This window comes from Vibrio sp. YT-17 (assembly GCF_033337375.1).
In the GTDB taxonomy this organism is placed as follows: Bacteria; Pseudomonadota; Gammaproteobacteria; order Enterobacterales; family Vibrionaceae; genus Vibrio; species Vibrio alginolyticus.
In genome coordinates this window covers 1-1,100 of sequence record NZ_JAWOQP010000178.1, presented here as the reverse complement: position 1 = coordinate 1,100, position 1,100 = coordinate 1, and the positions used below count along the sequence as shown (strand labels likewise).

The 1,100-nt window shown below is 43.5% G+C and carries 2 protein-coding genes and 1 pseudogene; all 3 read left to right on the top strand.

The annotated features are described in order from the left end of the window. Positions 1–15 precede the first annotated feature (15 nt). Positions 16–219, top strand: coding sequence for a hypothetical protein (locus R7F67_RS24790; RefSeq protein WP_005464930.1), 204 nt, complete (start codon positions 16–18; stop codon positions 217–219). A gap of 348 nt (positions 220–567) precedes the next feature. Beyond that, positions 568–1,011, top strand: coding sequence for a DoxX family protein (locus tag R7F67_RS24785; protein WP_015312747.1), 444 nt, complete (start codon positions 568–570; stop codon positions 1,009–1,011). Positions 1,012–1,032: 21 nt separating this feature from the next. Next, positions 1,033–1,100: pseudogene (locus R7F67_RS24780) on the top strand (pirin family protein); the annotation flags it as partial.

Genomic DNA, 1,100 nt, shown 5'->3' with positions numbered 1-1,100 from the left:
CTAAAGGGAATTGGCATGGACTTACATACTTGCGTAATTGTATTAAGAAACCAAAAGGTTATTACCAGTAAATCCGTTGATCACTCCATTGGGATCATCGAACGTGACTCAGGTAACGAAATTTCAGAAATTCAAATCAATGCCACAGATGGCGTGAATATTCGGACCTATCACTACAACAATGTCGAGGAGTCGTTAGAAAGTTTGATGAACCTTTGATCTTCTACTTTGGACACACCTTTCTCCCTTGTAATCGTGAAAGCAATGAGCACAGCCCCCTGTGCTCTTTTTTTTGCGTTTTGATCAACAATATCTTTTCTCTCACATACCAAATCCATCGAAATTTACGACTTAGTTGTCGTTAAAATCGCTAAATTAGCCAATCTTACTCCCAATAAATTACAGATAAGCATCTGAGCAAAAACGTTAAAATATACTAATTCGAATTTATTGAACGAGAAGGTCAAATAAAGCCAATTAATAACCTCATCAACCACGCCTAAACTGTTCTCAACAGCTCAGGAGCAGACACACTCCCACTGAAACAAACATATCGAGGACAGCATCATGAAAACACTTTTACACAAAATCACGACATCACAATCAGGTTACAGCGCACTGGCACTACGTATCCCTATCGGCATCATCTTTATGGCGCACGGCGCTCAGAAACTGTTTGGTTGGTTTGGCGGCTACGGCTTGGAAGGCACAGGACAATGGATGGCATCAATTGGACTTGGCCCTGGCGTATTGATGGCATTTCTTGCTGGTAGCGCAGAATTTTTCGGCGGCTTGTTTATTCTACTTGGTTTGCTGACACGCCCTGCGGCAGTCGCACTCTCATTCACTATGGTTGTGGCGATTTTCTCAGTGCACTTCGAAAACGGCTTATTTATGGCAAACAACGGCTACGAATTTGGCCTAGCTCTGCTAGCAGCAAGTGTTTCACTGGCCTTTTCTGGCGCAGGTAAAGCGGCGTTAGATAACTTCCTAAACAAAAAATTCTCCTAACCACGGACACTGGAGGCACTGATGATCACCGTGAGACACGCAGAAGACCGAGGTCGAGCAAACTTTGGCTGGCTAGACAGCAAACACAC

Excerpts from the sequence above, each read along its gene's own strand:
- R7F67_RS24790 (WP_005464930.1), top strand. The coding sequence starts at position 16 with ATGGACTTACATACTTGCGTAATTGTATTAAGAAACCAAAAGGTTATT.
- R7F67_RS24785 (WP_015312747.1), top strand. The coding sequence starts at position 568 with ATGAAAACACTTTTACACAAAATCACGACATCACAATCAGGTTACAGC.